The organism is Polaribacter sp. YIW18, assembly GCF_057219325.1.
In genome coordinates this window covers 1-22,292 of record NZ_JBXVVE010000014.1, presented here as the reverse complement: position 1 = coordinate 22,292, position 22,292 = coordinate 1, and the positions used below count along the sequence as shown (strand labels likewise).

At 33.8% G+C, this 22,292-nt stretch carries 18 protein-coding genes and 1 tRNA gene; 18 read left to right on the top strand and 1 reads right to left on the bottom strand.

The features are described 5' to 3' along the window. Positions 1-8 precede the first annotated feature (8 nt). The 15 genes from AC2D6T_RS11590 (at position 9) to AC2D6T_RS11520 (ending at position 19,040) form a co-directional block, all read left to right on the top strand. Positions 9-4,343, top strand: a complete 4,335-nt coding sequence (locus AC2D6T_RS11590) for a CusA/CzcA family heavy metal efflux RND transporter (RefSeq protein ID WP_484681596.1) — start codon at positions 9-11, stop codon at positions 4,341-4,343. Positions 4,344-4,347: 4 nt separating this feature from the next. Beyond that, positions 4,348-5,553 (top strand): efflux RND transporter periplasmic adaptor subunit, encoded by a 1,206-nt coding sequence (locus AC2D6T_RS11585; protein WP_484681595.1) that lies wholly within the window; start codon positions 4,348-4,350, stop codon positions 5,551-5,553. A gap of 2 nt (positions 5,554-5,555) precedes the next feature. Continuing rightward, on the top strand, positions 5,556-5,972 hold the full coding sequence (locus AC2D6T_RS11580; protein WP_249997235.1) for a Fur family transcriptional regulator: 417 nt from the start codon (positions 5,556-5,558) through the stop codon (positions 5,970-5,972). 55 nt (positions 5,973-6,027) lie between these two features. Beyond that, complete coding sequence (locus AC2D6T_RS11575) at positions 6,028-6,390, top strand: DUF3703 domain-containing protein (protein WP_484681594.1); 363 nt, start codon at positions 6,028-6,030, stop codon at positions 6,388-6,390. Beyond that, complete coding sequence (gene merTP, locus AC2D6T_RS11570) at positions 6,387-6,974, top strand: mercuric transport protein MerTP (RefSeq protein WP_062618771.1); 588 nt, start codon at positions 6,387-6,389, stop codon at positions 6,972-6,974. The genes AC2D6T_RS11575 and merTP overlap by 4 nt, the downstream gene beginning before the upstream one ends. A gap of 5 nt (positions 6,975-6,979) precedes the next feature. Continuing rightward, on the top strand, positions 6,980-7,186 hold the full coding sequence (locus AC2D6T_RS11565) for a GDCCVxC domain-containing (seleno)protein (RefSeq protein ID WP_076692386.1): 207 nt from the start codon (positions 6,980-6,982) through the stop codon (positions 7,184-7,186). Positions 7,187-7,197: 11 nt separating this feature from the next. Further along, positions 7,198-9,150: a heavy metal translocating P-type ATPase gene (locus AC2D6T_RS11560; RefSeq protein ID WP_484681593.1), complete on the top strand. Its 1,953-nt coding sequence runs from the start codon at positions 7,198-7,200 to the stop codon at positions 9,148-9,150. A gap of 60 nt (positions 9,151-9,210) precedes the next feature. After that, a complete protein-coding gene (locus tag AC2D6T_RS11555) occupies positions 9,211-9,624 on the top strand; it encodes an HYC_CC_PP family protein (protein WP_431159288.1) in 414 nt (137 codons plus the stop codon). Positions 9,625-9,733: 109 nt separating this feature from the next. Then, a complete protein-coding gene (locus tag AC2D6T_RS11550) occupies positions 9,734-13,486 on the top strand; it encodes an efflux RND transporter permease subunit (RefSeq protein ID WP_484681592.1) in 3,753 nt (1,250 codons plus the stop codon). Beyond that, positions 13,476-14,714, top strand: coding sequence for a TolC family protein (locus AC2D6T_RS11545; protein ID WP_484681591.1), 1,239 nt, complete (start codon positions 13,476-13,478; stop codon positions 14,712-14,714). Before AC2D6T_RS11550 ends, AC2D6T_RS11545 begins: the two co-directional genes overlap by 11 nt. Then, positions 14,714-15,445, top strand: a complete 732-nt coding sequence (locus tag AC2D6T_RS11540) for a heavy metal translocating P-type ATPase (protein ID WP_298949612.1) — start codon at positions 14,714-14,716, stop codon at positions 15,443-15,445. Before AC2D6T_RS11545 ends, AC2D6T_RS11540 begins: the two co-directional genes overlap by 1 nt. A gap of 6 nt (positions 15,446-15,451) precedes the next feature. Continuing rightward, positions 15,452-16,168 (top strand): PepSY domain-containing protein, encoded by a 717-nt coding sequence (locus AC2D6T_RS11535; protein WP_298949610.1) that lies wholly within the window; start codon positions 15,452-15,454, stop codon positions 16,166-16,168. Beyond that, a complete protein-coding gene (locus tag AC2D6T_RS11530) occupies positions 16,165-17,937 on the top strand; it encodes an efflux RND transporter periplasmic adaptor subunit (RefSeq protein WP_298949608.1) in 1,773 nt (590 codons plus the stop codon). The genes AC2D6T_RS11535 and AC2D6T_RS11530 overlap by 4 nt, the downstream gene beginning before the upstream one ends. 32 nt (positions 17,938-17,969) lie before the next feature. After that, on the top strand, positions 17,970-18,584 hold the full coding sequence (locus AC2D6T_RS11525) for a DUF3347 domain-containing protein (protein ID WP_069674108.1): 615 nt from the start codon (positions 17,970-17,972) through the stop codon (positions 18,582-18,584). Further along, entirely contained in the window at positions 18,585-19,040 is a 456-nt protein-coding gene (locus AC2D6T_RS11520; RefSeq protein WP_069674109.1) for a heme-binding domain-containing protein, read from the top strand. A gap of 344 nt (positions 19,041-19,384) precedes the next feature. On the opposite strand, the gene AC2D6T_RS11515 is transcribed toward AC2D6T_RS11520, so the two are convergent. Next, positions 19,385-19,588 carry a hypothetical protein gene (locus tag AC2D6T_RS11515; RefSeq protein WP_298949605.1) on the bottom strand — a complete coding sequence of 68 codons (204 nt, stop codon included), beginning with the start codon at positions 19,586-19,588 and terminating at the stop codon, positions 19,385-19,387. Between the two features lie 325 nt (positions 19,589-19,913). Here AC2D6T_RS11515 and AC2D6T_RS11510 point away from each other — a divergent pair, with 325 nt between their 5' ends. The 3 genes from AC2D6T_RS11510 (at position 19,914) to AC2D6T_RS11500 (ending at position 22,149) form a co-directional block, all read left to right on the top strand. Further along, entirely contained in the window at positions 19,914-20,447 is a 534-nt protein-coding gene (locus AC2D6T_RS11510) for a hypothetical protein (RefSeq protein WP_484681590.1), read from the top strand. 190 nt (positions 20,448-20,637) lie between these two features. After that, positions 20,638-20,710, top strand: a tRNA-Met gene (locus AC2D6T_RS11505). A 539-nt stretch (positions 20,711-21,249) separates the two neighbouring features. Then, positions 21,250-22,149, top strand: a complete 900-nt coding sequence (locus tag AC2D6T_RS11500; RefSeq protein WP_484681589.1) for a helix-turn-helix domain-containing protein — start codon at positions 21,250-21,252, stop codon at positions 22,147-22,149. Positions 22,150-22,292 lie beyond the last annotated feature (143 nt).

The window sequence follows — 22,292 nt, the reverse complement described above, 5'->3', positions numbered from 1 at the left end:
CATTTTCTATGATTAATAAAATCATTGATTTTTCAATCAATAACAAATTCATTATTGGTTTGCTAACGCTTACCATTGTTGGAGCAGGTATTTGGAGTATGACCCAAGTACCAATAGATGCTGTTCCAGATATTACCAATAACCAAGTTCAAGTCATTACGCAAGCCCCCAATTTAGGTACAGAGGATATTGAACAATTTGTAACCTACCCTGTAGAAGTTGCAATGAGCAACCTGCCTGATGTAAAGGAAATCCGTTCCATTTCTCGTTTTGGTTTATCTGTGGTTACTATAGTTTTTGACGATGATATGGGAACATATCTACCAAGACAATTAGTAGCCGAAAAACTAAACGAAGTCAAAGAACAAATTCCGAGTGGTTTTGGCGAGCCAACTATGGGTCCTATTTCTTCTGGATTAGGAGAAATTTATCAATACACACTTAAAGTAAAACCAGAGTATAAAGACAAATATTCGGTTACTGATTTGCGAACAATGCAAGATTGGATTGTACAGCGTCAAATGGCTATGGTAGAAGGTGTAGTTGAGGTAAACGCCATAGGTGGAAAAATTAAGCAATACGAAGTTGCTGTAGACCCAAACGAATTAAAAGCTATTGGTTTAACAATTACCGATGTTTTTGAAGCTCTTGAAGCTAACAATCAAAATACTGGCGGAGCATACATTGAAAAGAACCATCAAGCCAATTTTATTCGTGGCGAAGGTTTGGTACGTAGTTTAGAGGATATTAAAAAGATTACGGTTAAAAACACTAACAATATTCCAATTACCGTTGGCGACATTGCTACGGTACAATTTGGTGCTGCTATTCGTTATGGAGCTTTAACCCAAGATGGAGAAGGCGAAGTAGTTGGTGGTTTGGTTATGATGCTTAAAGGCGCTAATTCAAACGATGTTATTGAGAATGTAAAAGTGCGAATGGCTCAAATTGAAGAGTCATTACCAGAAGGAGTCATTATAGAACCTTTGTTAGACCGAAGCAAATTAATAGCAGAAACGACCTCAACGGTTGCTACCAATCTAATTGAAGGGGCATTAATAGTGATATTTGTTCTTATTTTCTTATTAGGTAATTGGCGTGGTGGTTTAATAGTAGCTTCAACAATTCCATTATCTCTATTATTCGCATTTATACTAATGAATGTTTTTGATGTTTGGGCTAACCTAATGAGTTTAGGAGCAATAGATTTTGGAATTATTGTCGATGGTGCTGTGATTATTGTAGAAAGCACCGTTTTTCTAATTGCTTCGCAAGTCCTAAAGAAAAGGAAATTGACATCTAAAGAACGTGATAGTGTTGCGGCAGATGCCTCAAAAAAAATGATGAATGCTGCCTTTTTCGGTCAGCTGATTATTTTAATTGTATTTCTGCCAATACTGGCATTAGAAGGTATTGAAGGAAAAATGTTCAAACCAATGGCATTGACCTTTATTTTCGCAATGATTGGTGCAATGGCACTTTGTTTAACCTACGTTCCAATGATGTCTGCACTTATTTTAAGAGTGCCAAAGTCAGACAAAAAATCTTATGGCGATAAATTCGTGCATTGGGTAGAACGTAAATACCAGCCACTATTAGAAAAAGCATTAAAGAAAGGAAAATTAATAATTGGTGTTTCTGTTGTTTTATTTGGTATTGCAGTTTTTATGTTTACAAGAATGGGTGGCGAATTTATTCCACAACTCGATGAAGGTGACATTGCATTTCACGCCATTTTAAAACCCGGAAGCTCGCTTACAGAAACGATTGAAACAACCACAAAAATTGAACAAATTGTAAAAGCAAAGTTTCCAGAAGTTGAAAAAATTGTAAGTCGAATTGGTGTTGCCGAAATTCCAACCGATCCAATGCCAATGGATTTAGCAGATGTATTTGTAATACTGAAACCAAAAGGTGAATGGACAACCGTTGAGACAAAAGATGAACTCATCGAAAAAATGAAAGAAGCAGTGGAAATAATTCCTGGTGTGAATTATGAGTTTACGCAACCAATTGAAATGCGTTTTAACGAATTGCTTGAAGGTGTTAGAGAAGATATAGCTATTAAACTTTATGGAGAAGATATAAATGTATTGTCTCAAAAAGCAGAAGAAATATCTAAAATTATTGCAGGTACTGATGGTATTGGAGATATGAAAGCGGAAGCTACAACTGGTTTACCGCAAATGACAATTACTTATAACAGAAGTAAATTGGCACAATACGGACTTCAAATAAACACGTTAAATCAAATTGTGCAATCAGCTTTTGCAGGAGGAATAGCAGGAACTATTTTTGAAGGAGAAAAACGATTTGATTTGGTGGTTAGGTTAAGTTCTCATAATCGTAAAGACATAACAGATGTGCAAAATTTGTTTATCAACTTACCTTCTGGTGCACAAATTCCACTTCGCGAAGTAGCTGATGTAAGTTACAAAGCAGGTCCAATGCAAATAAGTAGAGATAACACCAATAGAAGAACTTATGTAGGTATTAATGTAAGAGGTCGTGATGTAAAATCGTTGGTAGGCGAAATTAAAACTAAATTAGATGCACAATTAGAACTACCTTCTGGTTATTTTATTCGTTATGGTGGTGCTTTTGAAAATTTAGAACGTGCCAGTAACCGTTTACAAACGGTTGTACCTATTGCCTTGTTGCTCATTTTTATACTGATATATTTTGCACTAAAATCGTTACAACAAACCTTAATGATTTACATCGCTATCCCAATGGCAACCATTGGTGGTGTTGTAGCATTATGGTTACGAGATATGCCTTTTAGTATTTCGGCAGGTGTTGGTTTTATTGTACTGTTTGGTGTTGCTGTTTTAAACGGATTAGTAATGATTAGTGGACTTAACGAATTAAAAGAAGAAGGAGTAACCAATCTAAAAGATAGAATAATAGAAGGTACAAAGCGAAGAATTAGACCTATTATGTTAACAGCTTTTACAGATGTTTTAGGCTTTTTACCTATGGCAATTTCAGCATCAGCTGGTGCAGAAGTTCAGCGACCTTTAGCAACTGTTGTAATTGGTGGTTTATTAACCTCTACATTATTAACATTATTCGTTTTACCTATATTATATCATTGGGTAGAAAACAAATCATTCAATTTTAGAACTGACAAAAAAGTAATAACAGTTACTGCTATGGTAGCTTTTATGTTTTTGTTGCCAATAACAGGTAACGCACAACAAATAAAAGATTCGTTACCATTTATTTCAATGCAAGAAGCAGTGAAATTGGCTAAAGAAAACTATCCAAGTCTAAAACAACGACAGCTTGAAATTGATAAGCAACAACAATTAAAAGGAACTGCTTTCGATTTTGGTACTACTCAAATTTTTACTGGTGGCGAAGAAATTAACAATGGCACAGGTATTTATACAACTATAGGTGTTGGTCAATCAAATATAGACGTGTTTGGTGTTTCCCCAAAGAGAAAATTACAGGAGCAACGTATTCAGTTAGCCCAAAAAGCCTTTCAGCTTTCAGAATTAGATTTAGAATTGGAAGTTAAAAAGGCGTGGGCAAATGCCTTACAAAGTAAAAGGAAGTATAATTTATACAAAGAGTTAGATTCTATTTATGCCAATTTTGAAAAAGCAGTTGCATTAAATTATGAAGTAGAAGCTATTTCGCGGTTAGAATATTCGGCTGCCAAAAATCAAGCCTTACAAATTCAGAATAAATTTATGCAATCAAAAAGTGAATATGCTATTGCATTACAACAATTAAATCTATGGTTAGTTTCTGATGAATATTATACAGTTTCAGATGAAATTGATATAGAGAGCGAAATAAATGTAGAATCCTTTAGTTTAGAAGCACATCCGTTGTATACTATTTCTCAACTTCAAGTCACAGAAGCAGAAGCAAACTATAGAGCTGCTAAAGCTGAAAATTTACCAAAATTCAACCTTCAAGGTGGCTTGCAAAAAGTAAATGGAAATTCTGGATTTTACACCTATCAAGCTGGTATTTCCATACCGTTTTTATCTGGTACAACAAAAGCACAAGTTAGAACAGCAAAAATTGATAGACAAATTGCCGAATCAAAAATGCAGTTCAAACAAAAGGAAGTACAATCTAAATTTAATCAAACTAAAGAAAATTACCAAAAATGGAAAACGTCTTGGCTGTTTTATAAGAATGAAGTATTACCACTTATTAAAGAACAAAAAACAGGAGCTTTGTTTGCCTATAGAGAAGGAGAGATTGATTACACAGCGTTTACACAACTTATAAAAGAAGCTATTCAATCAGAACTGGAAGCACAAACAGCTTTAGCAAACTATTTAGAAAGTACATTTCAATTACAATATTTTAATCAATAAGAAAATGAAAAATAGATTATATAAATTTTTAGCCATAATAATGTTATCCATTTTTGTTTCTGCTTGCGGAAATAAAGAAAGCCACAAAGAAGACAATGGCAATTCGCATAACGAAGAACAAAATACTGAAGAAAACGATGACCATAGCGAAGGCGAAGAAGTGATGCTTTCACAACAACAGTTTGAAGCCTTAAAAATGAAAATAGACACCATTGCTTCACGCAATATGAGTGGCTATGTGGAAGCCAATGGAACTTTAGAAGTACCACCACAAAACGAGGCTGCCATAACATCAGTAATTGGTGCTAATGTAGTTTCTATTGAAGTGATTGAAGGGGGTAAAGTGAATAAAGGTCAAGTAGTGGCATATCTTTCACATCCAAATATTATTCAAATGCAAACCAATTATTTAAATGCCTATAGTGATAGTAATTTTTTAAAGAAGAATTATGAGCGTCAACAAAAATTGTACGATGCAGGTGTAGGATCTGGTGCAAATTACCAAAAAGCTGAAGCAGAATATGAAGCCTCAAAGGCAATGGTTCAAGGAATGGCAGCTCAATTACAATTATTAAATATTAGTGCAACGTCGGTTCGCAATGGTAGTATTGCACAACGTATTTCACTACGCAGTCCTATTGAAGGCTATGTGCAAAAGGTAGAAGTAAAAACAGGACAATATGTTGAACCTCAAACCGAACTCTTTGAAATAGTAAATACACATCACGTTCACGCTGATTTAATGGTGTTTGAAAAAGATGTGTATAAAGTTAAGAAAGGTCAAAAAGTAACCTTTAATGTACAAACAATGCAAGATGAAGAATTAACAGCACAAATATATTCGGTAAGTAAAACTTTCGAAGACAATCCTAAAGCGGTACACGTACACGCAGAAATTGAGAATAAAAAAGGGATTCTTATTCCTGGAATGTATATTCAAGGAAAAATTCAAACAGAAAATACGAAAACTATGGCGTTGCCCGAAAGTGCCATAGTAAAAGAAGGCGAAAGGTTTTTCGTGTTTTCGGTAGAAAAAGAAAATGAAGACTGGAGTTTTAAACCTATAGAAGTGCTATTAGGGGCAAAAGATGGTAATTGGATAGCAGTTCAATTTACTGAAAAACAAGATAAAACCACAAAATTTGCTTATAATAATGCTTACTACCTTATAGCAGAAATGAAAAAAGGAGAAGCAGAACACGAACATTAATTATGCAAACAATAGAACAATTTTTAGAGTCAAAAGATATACGTGTTACGGCAATGCGTTTATTGATTTATAAGTTTCTTGCAAATAAACAAATAGCAGTAACATTAAGTGATATAGAAAATGCTTTTGAAAAAGCAGATAGAACCACACTGTACAGAACTATTAAAACATTTGAGGAAAAAGCGATAGTGCATCAAATAGACGATGGCACAGGAATTACTAAATATGCTCTGTGTGAAAACGGATGTAATTGCGAAATTGAAACTGATTTGCATTTGCATTTTCATTGCAATAACTGTAATGAAACTATTTGCTTAACAGAACATAAAATCCCTCTAATAAAAGTACCAGATGGTTTTGTGTCAGAAAACGTAAACTTGGTGGTAAAAGGTATTTGTGATAAATGTAGTGGACAATAATTGCACTTCCATTGCACGTATTGGTATTATATTTTTACAATCAAATGAGATAATAATGAAACTGAATTATAAAATACCAAAGTATTTAAAAGATGCATATAATAAAGAACTTGGTTTATATGAAGTTGCTTTGGCTAACAGTGATTTTACTAATGCGTGGTATCATTTAGAAAGAAGTCACATTATAGGTCAATCTTATCCTATTGAGCATACCTATTCACATTGGTTAATGCTAAAGTTTGGCTTAATGCAAAAAAATACCAAAGAAGTATTTGGACAAATAATAAGATTAATAGTTGGAGGTTGGAAATCGTTCATTAATCACGTACCAATCGGCAATACAGGAGGTGCAAATGTACCACCATTAAAACGTATGCCTATTCCAAATGACATTGAAAAATTATTATATATAGAATGAAAAATAAATTAGCGGTTACAAGTATCCTAACAGCAATCACAGCTTCATTGTGTTGCATCACACCTGTTTTGGCATTAATTGCAGGTACAAGTGGTGTAGCTTCAACTTTTTCTTGGATAGAACCATTTAGACCTTACTTAATAGGGCTAACTATATTAGTTCTTCTCTTTGCTTGGTATCAAAAATTAAAACCAGAAAAAGAAATCGACTGTGAATGTGAAACGGATAAAAAACCAAAATTTATTCAGTCAAAAACCTTTTTAGGAGTTGTAACAGTATTCGCAATAGTGATGTTGGCATTACCATACTACTCAAGTATGTTTTATCCAAATTCAGAGAAACAAATTGTTATCGTTGATAAATCAAATATCAAAACAACAGAGTATAAAATAAGTGGAATGACTTGTGCCAGTTGTGAAGCTCACGTAAACCACGAAGTAAATAAACTTAACGGAATTGTAAACTCAAAAACATCATACAAGAATGGTAACGCAATCATTGAGTATGACCAAACTAAAACTAATGAATTAGAAATTGAGAAAGCAATTAATTCTACGGGTTATAAAGTAACTGATAAAAATTAAAATTGATGCAAACTATATTAAAATCGGAAATCACTTGCCCAACCTGTGGTCATAAAAAGAAAGAAGATATGCCAACTAACGCTTGTCAATTCTTTTACGAGTGTGAGCATTGTAAAACGGTTTTGAAACCAATCGAAGGAGATTGTTGTGTGTATTGTTCTTATGGTACAGTTCCTTGTCCACCAATTCAACAAAACAAAAGTTGTTGCTAAAACAAAACTAAATGAAAAAAAAGAAAGTCAATTTAAGAGATTTAAAACCAAATTCAGAAGAACAACATTCTCACGATGATGGTCACGACCACGGAGATGGAAGTGCATTCAAGACATACATTCCTGCTATTATAAGTTTTGTTATGTTAATGGTAGGTATCGCTGTAGATTATTTTGATGCGATTCCTCAATTTGAAGGATTGATTCGAGTAGTTTGGTACACTTTAGCATATATTCCAGTTGGATTTCCTGTAATTAAAGAAGGATGGGAAAGTATTAAAAAAGGCGATGTGTTTACAGAGTTCTTTTTAATGTCCATTGCTACTATTGGAGCGTTTATTATTGGCGAATATCCTGAAGGTGTTGCAGTAATGTTGTTTTACGCAGTTGGGGAACTTTTTCAAAATGCAGCTGTTAACAGAGCAAAAGGAAATATAAAAGCCTTACTTGATGTAAGACCAAATGAAGCTCTGGTATATCGCAACAATGATTATGTGTCTGTGAGTCCAGAAACGGTTGAAATTGGCGAAAAAGTGCAAGTTCGTGTGGGAGAAAAAATTCCTTTAGATGGTATTCTACTTTCCAAAAAAGGTTCATTCAACACAGCAGCATTAACAGGCGAAAGTAAACCTGATACGATTGCAAAAGGTGAAAAAGTTTTTGCAGGGAGTATCAATCTCGATGGTGTAATTGAAATCGAAACTACAAAAGAATTTAAAGATAGTTCCATTGCAAGAATTTTGGATATGGTACAGAACGCCACTGCTCGAAAATCTAAAACAGAATTATTCATTAGAAAATTTGCACGTATCTACACGCCAATAGTTGTGTTTTTAGCAATAGGTGTTACGTTTCTACCATACTTTTTTGTAGATGATTATGTCTTTAGAGATTGGTTATACAGAGCTTTAATTTTTCTTGTGATTTCTTGTCCTTGTGCCTTGGTTATTTCTATTCCTTTGGGTTATTTCGGAGGATTGGGTGCAGCTTCAAAAAACGGAATTTTATTTAAAGGAGCTTCGTTTTTAGATGCAATGACCAAAATAAACACCTTGGTAATGGATAAGACAGGAACGGTTACCAAAGGAGTTTTCAAAATCAAAGTAATCAAAGCTATTGGTTGGGACGAATCCGAATTTATGAAATACCTGATGGCTATGGAAGAACAATCCACACATCCTATTGCAAAAGCCATTTTGGAATATAAAGATGAAGGTGCAGATTATGAGGCTTCCGATGTATCTGAAATAGCAGGTAAAGGTTTAAAAGGTATCGTGAATGGCAAGACTGTTTTAGTTGGTAATAAAGCCTTAATGACAGCCAATAATATTAATATTTTAGAGGAAACAGAAACTATTGTAGAATCTATAGTATTAGTATCTATAGACAATACATTTGCAGGTTATGTTGTCATTGCAGATGAATTAAAAGAAGATGCAAAAGAAACAATTACAGCCTTACATAAAGTTGGTATTAATAATATAATGATGCTTTCTGGAGATAAAGATTCCATTACCCAACAAGTAGCAAGAGAATTAAATATTGAAATGGCTAAAGGTGGTTTACTACCAGAGGATAAATTAAATGAAGTTGAAATTTTAAAGCAAAATCCAGCAAACAAAATAGCTTTTATAGGTGATGGTATTAATGACGCACCAGTTTTGGCAGCAAGTGATGTAGGTATAGCAATGGGTGGATTAGGAAGTGATGTAGCTATTGAAACAGCAGATGTTATTATTCAAACAGACCAACCTTCAAAAGTGGTAAAGGCGATTAAAATAAGTCGTTCCACAAGAAAAATCGTTTGGCAAAATATTATTTTGGCATTTGGTGTCAAAGTAATTGTACTGATTTTAGGAGCAGGTGGTTTAGCGACAATGTGGGAAGCAGTATTTGCAGATGTAGGCGTAGCATTATTAGCAATATTAAATGCGGTTAGGTTACAGAGAATGAGTTGGAGTTAAGATTAAACTTCTGTTAAACAAAATCAATAGTTGTTAAAATTTCGTAACTTCGCAATCATTATGAAGCAGTTTTTCCATAAAATAATGTCTTTAGCAATGGCTTTTGTAGTGTTGTTTTCTACAATGTCATTTACTGTCAATATGCATTATTGTGGAGGCACTTTAGTTGAAACTGCTATATTCCAAAAGGTCAAAGGTTGCGGAATGGAAATGGAAAAACCTTCAACCGAAGGATGTTCAATTACCAAGAAAAATTGTTGTGATGATAAACAATTAGCAATTGAAGGTCAAGACGAATTACAATTGCAAGTTGACAATATCACGTTTGAGCAACACCTATTCATTGCATCTTTTGTCTACACTTACATCAACTTTTTTGAAGGTTTAGAAAATAATGTTTCTTCTTACGAAGAATACAAACCGCCACTCGTCATAAGGCGTATCTACAAGATTGACGAGACTTATTTAATTTGATTTTTAAACAATAGACTTTTTTATCCTATGACTGCAATGTCGTAAGGATAATTTGCTGTATTCGGTGTTGTCCAAACACTAATGTCTAATTGTTTAATAATCAAAGCCAATGCTCAATAAAAGCATCAAATTTTTAATAGAAAACAAACTCGTTGCAGTTCTGCTACTCGTCCTTTTTGTAGGATGGGGAACGGTTAATGCACCTTTTAATTGGGATACAGGTTTCTTACCAAGTAATCCAGTTGCTGTAGATGCCATACCAGATATAGGCGAAAACCAACAAATCGTTTTTACAAAATGGGATGGTCGCTCACCACAAGATATAGAAGACCAAATCACCTATCCACTCACAACATCTTTACTCGGTATTCCAGGTGTAAAAACCATTCGTAGTTCCTCTATGTTCGGTTTTTCAAGTATCTATATCATTTTTGAAGAAGACATAGAATTTTACTGGAGTAGAAGTCGTATTCTCGAAAAACTTAATTCCTTACCAAGTGGTTTATTACCTGAAGGTGTTAATCCTGCATTAGGTCCAGATGCTACAGGATTAGGACAAATATTTTGGTACACGCTTGAAGGTCGTGACGAAAACGGAAATGTAACTGGTGGTTGGGATTTACAGGAATTACGAAGTATTCAAGATTACTATGTAAAATATGCTCTATCTTCTGCAAGTGGTGTTTCAGAGGTTGCTTCTATTGGTGGCTATGTTCAAGAATATCAAGTGGACGTAAATCCAGAACTAATGCGTCAGTATAATATTGGATTGCATCACGTTGTAAAAGCGGTTAAGGAAAGTAATAAGGATATTGGTGCACAGACTTTGGAAATTAACCAAGCCGAATATTTAGTTCGTGGTTTGGGGTATGTGAAATCCATTTCAGACATCGAAAATGCAGTAGTCACTTCAGAAGATTATACTTCAATTAGGATAAAGGATATTGGTAAAGTTTCATTAGGTCCTGCAACAAGACGTGGATTATTAGATAAAGAAGGCGCAGAGGTTGTTGGTGCTGTTGTGGTAGCTCGTTATGGCGCAAACCCAATGGAAGTTATCAATAACGTAAAGGAAAAAATTAATGAATTAAGTGCTGGATTACCTTCAAAAGTATTAGCGGATGGTAGAACCTCACAAGTTACCATAGTGCCTTTTTATGACAGAACAGAACTGATACAAGAAACTTTAGGTACACTCAATGAAGCATTGACTTTAGAAATCTTAATTACCATCCTGGTAATTATCATTATGGTATTTAATCTTCGAGCTTCCATACTAATTTCTGGACTTTTACCAGTAGCGGTTTTAATGGTGTTTATTGCGATGAAACTCTTTGGTGTTGATGCTAATATTGTGGCATTATCAGGTATTGCTATTGCTATTGGTACAATGGTCGACGTAGGTGTCATACTATCAGAAAACATTATAAGGCATTTGGATGAAAACGAAAATGTCATTCCGACAGAGCAAGGAACGAGCGACGAGGAATCTCATAAAAAGTTACCCATAAACACAGTAGTCTATAACGCAACAGCTGAAGTGTCTGGTGCAATCGTAACCGCAGTTATGACAACTATTATCAGTTTCATTCCTGTATTTACAATGATTGGAGCGGAAGGAAAATTATTCAGACCATTAGCCTTCACAAAGACTTTTGCATTAACAGCTTCTATAATAGTAGCGTTGTTTTTAATTCCACCGTTTGCTGCATTTTTATTCAGAAAGAAAAACATCAAAAACACTTTTAAATATGTTTTAAATGGTGTTTTAATAGCATTGGGAATCGTAGCCATAGTCTATGGATATTGGTTAGGATTAATTTTAATTGCGTTTGGGATTACAGCATTTCTCAATCTTCAAAGTAAGATAACAGACAAGCAAGCTAATCTTATCAATATCATTATTTCGGTATCAGCTATTGTATTCTTGTTAGCCGAATATTGGAGACCATTAGGCGTTGATAAAAGCATTTTTTGGAATCTCATTTTTGTGAGTGTTATTTGCTTTGGTTTATTAGGTGTTTTCTCATTATTTATAAAATACTACACACGTATTTTAAGGTGGTGTTTAGATAATAAGTTATTGTTTTTATCTGTACCAACGGCTATTGTAATTGCAGGTTTTTTCATTATGAAAAATACAGGCAAAGAGTTTATGCCCTCATTAAATGAAGGCTCATTTCTACTAATGCCAACCTCGATGCCTCATTCTGGCGTGGAAGAAAATAAACGTGTTTTACAGCAATTGGATATGGCAGTAGCCAGTATTCCAGAGATTGAAACCGTAGTTGGTAAAGCAGGTAGAACAGAATCAGCGTTAGACCCAGCACCTTTGTCGATGTATGAAAATATCATTCAGTATAAACCAGAATATATGCTGAATGAAAACGGAGTACGCCAACGCTATAAAGTCAATGATGATGGTGAATATGTGTTAAAAAACGGAATGTCATTGCGAGCGGAACAGCGTGAAGCGTGGCAATCTCTTAAAGCAAAAGAACAACTCATTCCAGACGATGATGGCGAGTTCTACCGTAATTGGCGACCAGAAATACAGTCACCGGACGATATTTGGAATGAAATTGTAAAAGTTACCAAATTGCCAGGCGTAACCTCTGCACCAAAGCTACAACCTATTGAAACCCGATTGGTAATGCTTCAAACAGGAATGAGAGCACCTATGGGAATTAAAGTAAAAGGTCAAGACTTAAAGAAGATTGAAGCGTTTGGTGTGCAATTAGAAAACGTCATCAAGGAAGCTGAAGGTGTGAAACAAGAAGCTGTTTTTGCAGACCGAATTGTTGGTAAGCCTTATCTGCTCATTGATATTGACAGAGAGAAAATTGCACGTTATGGCATTTCGATACAAGATGTTCAAGATGTATTAAAAGTAGCAGTTGGCGGAATGGTATTAACCCAAACCGTTGAAGGTCGAGAACGCTATGGTGTTCGAGTACGATACCCAAGAGAATTACGAGCAAACCCAACAGACTTACAACAGATTTATGTGCCAGTTGAAAAAGGCAGTCCTTTGCCATTAAGCGAATTAGCAACGATAAGATACGAACAAGGTCCACAAGTCATTAAAAGTGAAGATACTTTTTTAGTTGGCTATGTATTGTTTGATAAATTAGATGGCTTTGCAGAAGTAAGCGTTGTTAAAAATGCACAAGCATTAATTCAAGAAAAGATAGATTCTGGTGAATTGATAGTTCCAAAAGGAATCAACTATGCATTCACAGGAACGTATGAAAATCAGTTACGAGCAGAAAAAACCTTATCGGTTGTTGTACCGTTAGCATTGGCAATCATTTTCTTAATTCTGTATTTTCAGTTCCGTTCGGTTGGTACGTCCTTAATGGTATTCACAGGTATCGCAGTAGCCTTTGCAGGTGGTTTTATAATGATTTGGCTCTATGGTCAAGATTGGTTTTTAAACTTCAATGTCGCTGGCGAAAATATGCGAGACTTATTCCAGATGCATCCCATTAATTTAAGTGTAGCAGTTTGGGTTGGGTTTATTGCACTCTTCGGTATAGCAACAGACGATGGTGTAGTAATGGCAACCTATTTAACGCAAACTTTTGATAGAAATATACCAGAGAATAAAAAGGAAATTAGAGCATCTATTGTAGAAGCTGGTGAAAAAAGAATCAGACCGTGTTTAATGACTACAGCTACAACCATTTTAGCATTATTACCAGTATTAACCTCTGTAGGTCGAGGAAGCGACATAATGATTCCGATGGCAATTCCAAGTTTTGGCGGAATGCTCATTGCCTTAATCACTTTGTTTGTTGTACCAGTATTGTATAGCTGGAAGGCAGAAGTTCAACTTAAAAGAACATCAAATGAAAAATAAAATAATAAATATTAAACTCGTCTTGATTCTTGTTTCTTGCTTCTTGAGTTTCTTTACAAACGCTCAACAATTAGAAATATTTATTGATGAAGCTTTAACAAAAAATCCAGAAATTCAAAAGTTTGAGTTACAATACAAAAGAGCTTCTGAAAAAGTAAACGAGGTTAACACCATTCCTAATACCGAATTTGGTGTTGGTTACTTTGTAAGTGAACCGGAAACCAGAACAGGTGCACAACGCTTTAAAGTATCTGCTAAACAAATGTTACCGTGGTTCGGAACCATTACATCGAGAGAAAACTATGTAAGTTCATTGGCAGATGCTAAATACGAGGACATTGTTATCGCAAAGCGAAAACTAATGGCTTCGGTATCACAATCCTATTTTAATCTATACGCCAACAAAGCAAAGCAAGAGGTGTTAACTGAAAACATCAAACTATTAGAAACTTACGAAACATTAGCACTAACATCTGTTGAGGTTGGTAAAGCATCCGCAGTAGATGTGTTGCGATTGCAAATGCGTCAGAACGAAATGCAACAATTAAAAGACGTATTGCAACAACAATTTTTAGCAGAACAAACTAACTTCAATAATCTATTGAATAGAGATAATGATGTTACCGTGAATGTGGTAGATAGTTTACTGATACCTTCTGAAGACTTTGATATTACTTCTGAAAATTTAGCATTACATCCCGAATTACTAAAATATGATAAACTTTATAAATCCATAGAGCAATCAGAATTATTAAATCAAAAAGAAAGCAGTCCAATGATTGGTTTTGGATTAGATTATATCAATGTTGCTGAAAGACCAAATATGGATTTCAGCGATAACGGAAAGGATATTGTAATGCCAATGGTTTCGGTATCTATCCCAATTTTCAATAAGAAATATAAATCCCAAACCAAACAAAATGATTTGCAGCAGCAGGAAATTACTGCTCAAAAACAGGAACGTTTAAATGCATTGGAAACGCTTTTAGACAAAGCAAATAACGAACGCATTTCTGCAAGAATAAGTTATGCTACTCAAACAAAAAACTTAAAGCAAGCTAAAGATGCAGAAGACATTTTAATCAAAAGCTACGAAACAGGAACGATAGATTTTAATGATGTTTTGGATATTCAAGAACTACAACTAAAGTTTCAAATGAACCAAATAGAATCAATTAGAACTTATTATGTTCAATCAACGATTATTAATTATTTAACACAGCAATAATGAAACACACATATAAGATTGCGGGAATGACTTGCAATAACTGTAAGGCTTCCGTCGAGAAATATTTAAGTAAAATAGACCACGTATCAGAGGTGTCTGTTAATCTTGAAAAAGGTGAGGCAGAAGTGAAAATGAATAAACATATTTCAACTGATATACTACAAAAAGCATTACCAGAAAAGTATACTTTATCTGAAAAGAAAGAGAAGAATGTGTTTGCATCTTCAAGTATGTCGGCAATGCCTATGGAAGAAGAAAAAAGTAAATTACAACAGCTAAAACCTTTATTGCTTATCATTTTTTATATAGCAACTGCAAGTGTATTATTACATTATAAAAATTGGACTTGGAGCGCTTTTATGCTCGACTTTATGGGGTTATTTTACATCGTGTTTAGTTTTTTCAAGATGTTAGATTTAAAAGGCTTTCCTGAATCCTTTCGTATGTACGACCCTTTAGCTAAACGTGTTCCTTTTTATGGGAAAGTTTATCCATTTATTGAAACAGCTTTAGGACTGATGTTTTTATTGCGGTTTGAAATTAATATAGCTTTAATAATTACACTTATAGTATTAGGGATAACAACAATTGGAGTAACAAAAACATTATTGGACAAAAAATCAATACGATGTGCGTGTTTAGGTACTGCTTTAAAATTACCTATGACAGAAGCCACTTTTATTGAAAATGCTATTATGATTGTAATGGCGACATTAATGCTTATAAATTAAATTGTTATGGTAAATAGGCATACTGCGTTAAAAATTAGAAAAACCCACAGGTATTTGGGTCTCTTTTTAGGGATTCAATTCCTGTTTTGGACTATTAGTGGTTTATACTTTAGTTGGACGAACATCGATGAAATACACGGAGACCAATTTAAAAACTTGAAGTATCAACCCAAAGCATTTAATAGTTTAATAAGTCCTTCAGAAATGGATGTTCCAAATGGTATAAAGACTATTGAATTAAGAGATATTGATAATGCACCGTACTATTGGATAAATAAAGAGCAATTGTATAATGCTTTAGATGGAATGCCAAAAAATAGTATTACGCAGAAAGAGGCACTCTATATTGCCAAAAACCATATGAAAAGTGGTTTAGAGGTAGAATCTGTTGAGCAAATTACGGAAACTGGAAAACACCACGAGTATCGAGAAAAACTACTACCTGCTTATGTTATCTCATATAAAACAGATGAAGCACTAAAAGCATACGTTTCTGTAAGCGACGGAAAATTTCAAACCGTAAGACATCGTTCTTGGCGTTGGTTTGATTTTTTATGGATGACACATACCATGGACTATGAAGGCAGAGACAATTTTAATACCATTGTTTTGAGAGCCTTTTCACTTTTAGGATTGATAACCGTTTTAAGTGGGTTTTTGTTGTGGTACACCTCGTCACCTTCAATTAGGAAATTATTAAAACGAAAAAAAATAAAGAAATGAAAAAGTATATAGTTTATCTCGGAATATTAGCTGTTGGTCTACTTTTAGGGTGGATACTGTTTGGTGGCTCACCAAAAGAAGAAACAGACCATAATCACGATGCAGTTACAGAAACCAATCAAATGTGGACCTGTTCAATGCATCCACAGATTATGCAACCAGAAGCAGGAGATTGCCCTATTTGTGGTATGGATTTAATTCCTGCTGATGGTGTAAGTGATGGTTTATTAGCAGACCAATTCAAATTGACTGAAAACGCAATTGCTTTAGCTAATATTCAAACATCTATTGTTGGTAAAGGCAATGTTGAAGGCAATACTATCAAATTATCTGGTAAAATTGCTGAAAACGAAGAAGCAAATGCAGTACAGGTAAGTTATTTCGCTGGAAGAATTGAACGTTTGAATGTGAGTTTTACAGGCGAAGAAGTTCGTAAAGGTCAATTATTGGCAACCATTTATTCGCCAGAACTCTATGCAGCACAACAAGAATTAATTACAGCAGCATCTTTAAAAGAATCACAACCTGCTTTATACAAAGCAGTCCGTAATAAATTGAAATTATGGAAGCTCTCTGAAAATCAAATTAATAAGATTGAAGAAACAGGAAAAGTGAAAGAAAACTTTCCTGTGTATGCAACCTTTTCGGGTACTGTTACAGAAAAATTAGTAGAGCAAGGCGATTACATTAAACAAGGTCAACCCATATTAAAAATTGCCAATCTCAACACAGTTTGGGGAAATTTTGATGTGTATGAAAATCAGATTAACCGCTTTAAAAAAGGACAGGAAGTGATGATAACAACCAATGCCTATCCTAATAAAGAATTTAAAGGTAAAGTTGATTTCATTGACCCAGTTTTAAACACCAAAACAAGAACTGTTACCTTGCGTGTTGTTTTAAACAATAAGGACGATGTATTTAAACCAGGAATGTTTGTAATCGCAAATATTGAAGACAGTACAGCTAAAAATGACGAAGTATTAACAATTCCTTCATCTTCTGTGTTATGGACAGGTGAACGTTCTGTGGTGTACCTTAAAACAAATCCAGACCAAACTATTTTTGAAATGCGTGAAATTAAATTAGGCAATCAAATTGGTAATGAATATGAAGTTTTAGAAGGATTATTTGTTGGAAATGAAATAGTGACTAACGGTACATTTACGGTTGATGCAGCAGCACAATTACAAGGCAAAAAGTCTTTGATGAATAAAGATGGTGGTAAAGTAATGACAGGTCACGAGGGTCATTTAGGTATGGATAACAATTCACCCAACACAGAAAGTGACCACACTATTATGAATGAGCGTCTGAAAGTATCAGCGAAATTTCAAGAGCAGTTAAAAGCTGTTTTCAATGCGTATATCAATTTAAAAGATGCTTTAGTGAAAGAAGACTCAAAAGGCGCTTCTGAAAGTGTAATAAGTTTACTAAACAATTTAACCAGAGTAGATATGAAATTGTTATCAAACAATAAGGCGCATAATCATTGGATGTCATTAGAAAAGGAAATAAAACCTTCAGCGACCTCAATTTCTGAAACATCCGATATAAAAGCACAAAGAGACCATTTTAAATATTTATCATCACATCTAATCAATGCTGTTCAATTGTTTGGTGTTAATGAAAAGGTTTATGTGGAATTTTGCCCTATGGCAGATAACAACAATGGTGCATATTGGTTGAGCAAAGAAGAAAAAGTAATCAATCCATATTTTGGCAGCGCAATGCTAACCTGTGGAGAAGTAAAACAAGTAATAGAATAATAAATCAAGTAATAACAATTAAATTTTAAACAATGAAAAAAGTAAGATTAACAACAATTATGGTAATGGCATTTATAAGCTTATCAGCAATGTCTTGTAAAGATGCGAAAACAGAAAACAGTACCAATTCTGAAATGATTACTGAGGAAGACCATTCAAAAATGAACCACGATAATTCCGATGGTCACCACGATGTGGATAAAAAGGAAATGGCAATGAACGGAGATGGAAATTCCCAAACAATATTAAATGACTATTTCAACTTAAAGGATGCCTTAGTGGCAGATGATAATGCCAAAGCTAAAGAATTGGGTGCAACCCTCGCAACATCATTAGGAAAGCTTGACATTTCAAAATATACGGATGCTCAGCAATCAGAATTAAAGGACATTATGGAAGATGCTATCGAGCACGCAGAACATATCAGTGAAAGTGATATTAAACACCAACGCGAACATTTTAAAGTTTTGAGCAAAGATGTTACTGATATGGTAGCTATTACGGGAACACAAGTGAAACTATACGAGCAATTTTGTCCAATGTATGATGGCGGTACAGCTTGGTTGAGTACAAAGGAAGAAATACGCAATCCATATTATGGAAGCCAGATGTTGAAATGTGGTAAAGTACAGCGAGAAATTAACTAAATGAAAATTGTAAAAATCATAGCACTGATTTTATTGGTTGGATTTGTGGGCATACAGTTTGTGCCCACAGACCTCAATCAAAGTGATACTGTGCCAAAAACTGACTTCTTGTTGGTAAACAACACCCAAGAAAACATAAGCGCATTATTACAAGAGTCCTGCTATGATTGTCATAGTAATAACACAGAATACCCTTGGTACAATAAGGTACAACCTGTTGCTTGGTTTTTAGAAGACCACATTAATGAAGGAAAGGAAGAATTGAATTTCAATGAATGGGATGCGTATTCCAACCGAAGAAAAAACAGCAAACTAAAGTCAATAATTAGTCAGGTTAAAGATGATGAGATGCCACTAGCATCTTACACCTTGATTCACAAGGATGCTAAGTTGTCCAATTCTGAAAAGACCTTGATTATTGATTATATGAAGAACCTAAAAGAAACATTAAAATAATGCCCTGATATGGGAAGGAAATACTGGTTGGTTGGTTAATAGCCCTTCCCATTTCAGGCACTATAAAAAGTATTATGAAACAAACCCTTAACATAAAGAATATGGTATGTGACAGATGCAAATCAACTGTATTAAGGGAGTTGGAAGAATTGGGTTGTGACATAAAAACGGTTGAGCTTGGACAAATTGTTCTAAACAAAAAGACAGGCATCCAAACATTAGAATTAGAAAAAGTGCTGAGCAAACACGGTTTTGAAATCATAAAGGATGAAACAGAAATTTTGATAGAGGAAATAAAAATTGCGCTCATAAAAAAAATCGAAAATCAGGACAATGCAAACCTTTCATCTTTTTTGACCAAAAGGTTTAATAATTACTCCTACACTAAAAATAAAACCGTCCGTAGGCGCATAAATTTCTGGAAATTCTGGATTGTCGTGTGGTGGCAAAACCAAAGGTGAAAACCTACTTTGTCTTCTGTCTGTAAAGTTTTCAAAATTTACAAAGGTTGTTCCCCATTTGAAATTGCGCATTAAAAGCAATCCCATAGTTATAAAATCCGGATACCAACTCCTTGATCATTTCATTCTATCTGAAGAAAGTTGGCTCAGCAATTACTATAGTCCTTTAGAAAAGGAGCTCGCAACTCTTAAGAAAGATCTTTCCAAAGACGAAGAGACAAAAGAAGTTGTTCAATCTTACAAAGATGAAATAGAGCTATACAAAAGGTTTAAGGATTACTTTGGGTATGGTTTCTATGTAGCGAGGAAGGTGAATTAAGAAATTCTTGGCTGCATCTTTGAATAATAGGGGGAGGGGAAATCAAAATTCAAACATCTCAATCTCCTTATTTTAATTTCTTAATTTTGACTCATGTCAAGCACTAATTCAAAAGATAAAGACAACCCTTCAAAAAGAATAGAATACAGAGGGAAAAATGTCCGAGTTTCAAGAACGGGAGGTGTTTCTGCTACCAAAACATTTAAGGGTGATGGAGTTGGTGCTACCATGAACACCAAACACGGACTTCGTCTTCATAAACGTTTGTTTAAGGGGGCAAGAATGGGGTTTCAAAACAGTAACTTTCAATTTATTGGAAGATACAACAGTGGTCCATTCAATTTCAATGTTTCAAAAAACGGATTTAGTACATCCCTAAAAAACAAACGAGGTTCTTATAACATCCTAAAACCGAATTACTCCAGTTTCAAATTAGGAGGTGTTCAAGTAAGAGGAAAAAACGCTGCTACTTTTCAAATGATCTACATGTTGATCATTCTCTTTGTTAATTTCATTAAAGTATTTTGGCACATTTTCATCTCTTTTTTGTGGTTTGGTTTTTTATCCATTAAATGGATTATAGACTTTACAATTGGATTTTTCAAAGGCGTTAGACTTAATTCTTAAAGGGTTCAAGTTAGATTAAAATTCACAAAAATAGACATCGAGTCTGTGTTAGATTTTTGTGCTACAAAATCCTATGAATTACCATCAAATGCAAGTTTTGTGTTAGAACTAAAAACACCTTCCTTTTTTTTAAAAATATTCAAATAAACCTTGCAAAACTTAAAAACTATCTTATATTTGCAGTCTAAATCGCGGGATAGAGCAGTAGGTAGCTCGTCGGGCTCATAACCCGAAGGTCACTGGTTCGAGTCCAGTTCCCGCTACTAGTAACCCTTTCAGAAATGAGAGGGTTTTTTTATGTAGTTTACTCAAGTAGAATAAGCGTATTAGAATTTGTTATTTTTGTGTTTTATACGATTCTAATAATTCACTTACATGGGTAAAATAATAGAATTAGAAGGTATTGATAAATAGAATTAAAATGAGCAGTATCAGCAGTATATTAATTAAAAAATTAGATATTAATTTAAACATTCTAATTTCTTCTTTTAATAAGGTTTATTTAATAATGTTATACTTTTTAAGTTAAAAAAAGATACCATATTTATAAAAGAATTTTAAAACAGACGCTTATATGGTTTTTGATCTACTTTATTTTATTAACATTATATGTTCTTTTTTGGTAGCGGCTTATCTTTGGATAAAGCTTACTCCAAAACACTTTACATTTCATTCAAAGACTTTATCGGCATATCTCTTTTTTAATGCAATTTGTTTTAGTTTTTATTTACTTATCAAATATAAATACATTCTTATTGTACCCTTCTTATATAAGATTCCAGCCCCGATAACCTATTTAATTTTGCCTGCTGCTTATTTTCATGTAAAATCAATTGTAAAAAAACAAGTTGCATGGCAATCTAAAGATTGGATTCATTTAGTTCCTTTTAGTGTTTTTCTAATTAGTTATTTACCTTTTTATTTTGAAGATTTTGAAACAAAAAGTAACTATGTAGCCCGTATTTTGAATGATATGAGTTTAATTCAGTCAGATAATATAGGCTTGTTGCCAGAATTCATAAACAATTTGGGAAGAATCATACAGCCTATAGTCTACATTATACTTCAGTGGGGACTATTAAAAAGTGCAGATGGTGTTTTATTAAAAGCAACACAAAAAACTTTATTCAGATGGCTTTTAAACTTTGTTCGTATTCAAACCTTTTTATTTAGTAGCTTACTAGCTACTGTTTTTACCTCACAGTATTTTTTACCTGCTGTTTCAGTATCTTTTTTTGAGTTTATCCCATTATTTTTAACGGTGAGTTCTTTTTTTATTTTAAGTATTTACCTTTTTTGGAACCAAAATATTTTACAAAAAATAAAATATTTTAATCCAAATGAAAAAACACTAGATCACAATAATACGCAGTTAGATATCAATACTATTTCAGAGATTGTTTTTACTAACAAGTATTTTTTGGGGAAAGAAAATGATTTGGTAGGTATTGCAAATCAATTGGAAATAAACAAGGCAGATCTTTCCAAATTAATTAAAACCAAGTATGTTAATTTTAATGCATGGATCAATACTTTAAAAGTATCTTATAGTATGGAATTAATCAAAGAAGGCTATTTAAATGATTTCTCCATAGAGGCGCTGGCAGCTAAATGTGGTTTTAACTCAACGAGTACCTTTTACAGGGCGTTTAAAGCACAGACAGAAACAACACCAAAAGAGTATGCTAGCTCCTTTAATTAAAGATTTTTTTATTTATTCTTTTCTAAGTTCAAGTAATAAGTGCAACAGATAAATTTAAACACTTGAAGTTTTACCTCCAAGTGTTTTGGTTAAAGACCTAAATTTGTCTTGGATGAAAAAATATAAGCAATTAACCTTAGCAC

What these genes read in the sequence shown, in the direction of transcription:
- AC2D6T_RS11585 (WP_484681595.1), top strand. Translation starts at nt 4,348, where the DNA reads ATGAAAAATAGATTATATAAATTTTTAGCCATAATAATGTTATCCATT.
- AC2D6T_RS11550 (WP_484681592.1), top strand. Translation starts at nt 9,734, where the DNA reads ATGCTCAATAAAAGCATCAAATTTTTAATAGAAAACAAACTCGTTGCA.
- merTP (WP_062618771.1), top strand. Translation starts at nt 6,387, where the DNA reads ATGAAAAATAAATTAGCGGTTACAAGTATCCTAACAGCAATCACAGCT.
- AC2D6T_RS11510 (WP_484681590.1), top strand. Translation starts at nt 19,914, where the DNA reads ATGTCAAGCACTAATTCAAAAGATAAAGACAACCCTTCAAAAAGAATA.
- AC2D6T_RS11520 (WP_069674109.1), top strand. Translation starts at nt 18,585, where the DNA reads ATGAAAATTGTAAAAATCATAGCACTGATTTTATTGGTTGGATTTGTG.
- AC2D6T_RS11545 (WP_484681591.1), top strand. Translation starts at nt 13,476, where the DNA reads ATGAAAAATAAAATAATAAATATTAAACTCGTCTTGATTCTTGTTTCT.
- AC2D6T_RS11555 (WP_431159288.1), top strand. Translation starts at nt 9,211, where the DNA reads ATGAAGCAGTTTTTCCATAAAATAATGTCTTTAGCAATGGCTTTTGTA.
- AC2D6T_RS11575 (WP_484681594.1), top strand. Translation starts at nt 6,028, where the DNA reads ATGAAACTGAATTATAAAATACCAAAGTATTTAAAAGATGCATATAAT.
- AC2D6T_RS11515 (WP_298949605.1), bottom strand. Translation starts at nt 19,588, where the DNA reads ATGGGATTGCTTTTAATGCGCAATTTCAAATGGGGAACAACCTTTGTA.
- AC2D6T_RS11535 (WP_298949610.1), top strand. Translation starts at nt 15,452, where the DNA reads ATGGTAAATAGGCATACTGCGTTAAAAATTAGAAAAACCCACAGGTAT.
- AC2D6T_RS11560 (WP_484681593.1), top strand. Translation starts at nt 7,198, where the DNA reads ATGAAAAAAAAGAAAGTCAATTTAAGAGATTTAAAACCAAATTCAGAA.
- AC2D6T_RS11565 (WP_076692386.1), top strand. Translation starts at nt 6,980, where the DNA reads ATGCAAACTATATTAAAATCGGAAATCACTTGCCCAACCTGTGGTCAT.
- AC2D6T_RS11580 (WP_249997235.1), top strand. Translation starts at nt 5,556, where the DNA reads ATGCAAACAATAGAACAATTTTTAGAGTCAAAAGATATACGTGTTACG.
- AC2D6T_RS11540 (WP_298949612.1), top strand. Translation starts at nt 14,714, where the DNA reads ATGAAACACACATATAAGATTGCGGGAATGACTTGCAATAACTGTAAG.
- AC2D6T_RS11530 (WP_298949608.1), top strand. Translation starts at nt 16,165, where the DNA reads ATGAAAAAGTATATAGTTTATCTCGGAATATTAGCTGTTGGTCTACTT.
- AC2D6T_RS11525 (WP_069674108.1), top strand. Translation starts at nt 17,970, where the DNA reads ATGAAAAAAGTAAGATTAACAACAATTATGGTAATGGCATTTATAAGC.
- AC2D6T_RS11590 (WP_484681596.1), top strand. Translation starts at nt 9, where the DNA reads ATGATTAATAAAATCATTGATTTTTCAATCAATAACAAATTCATTATT.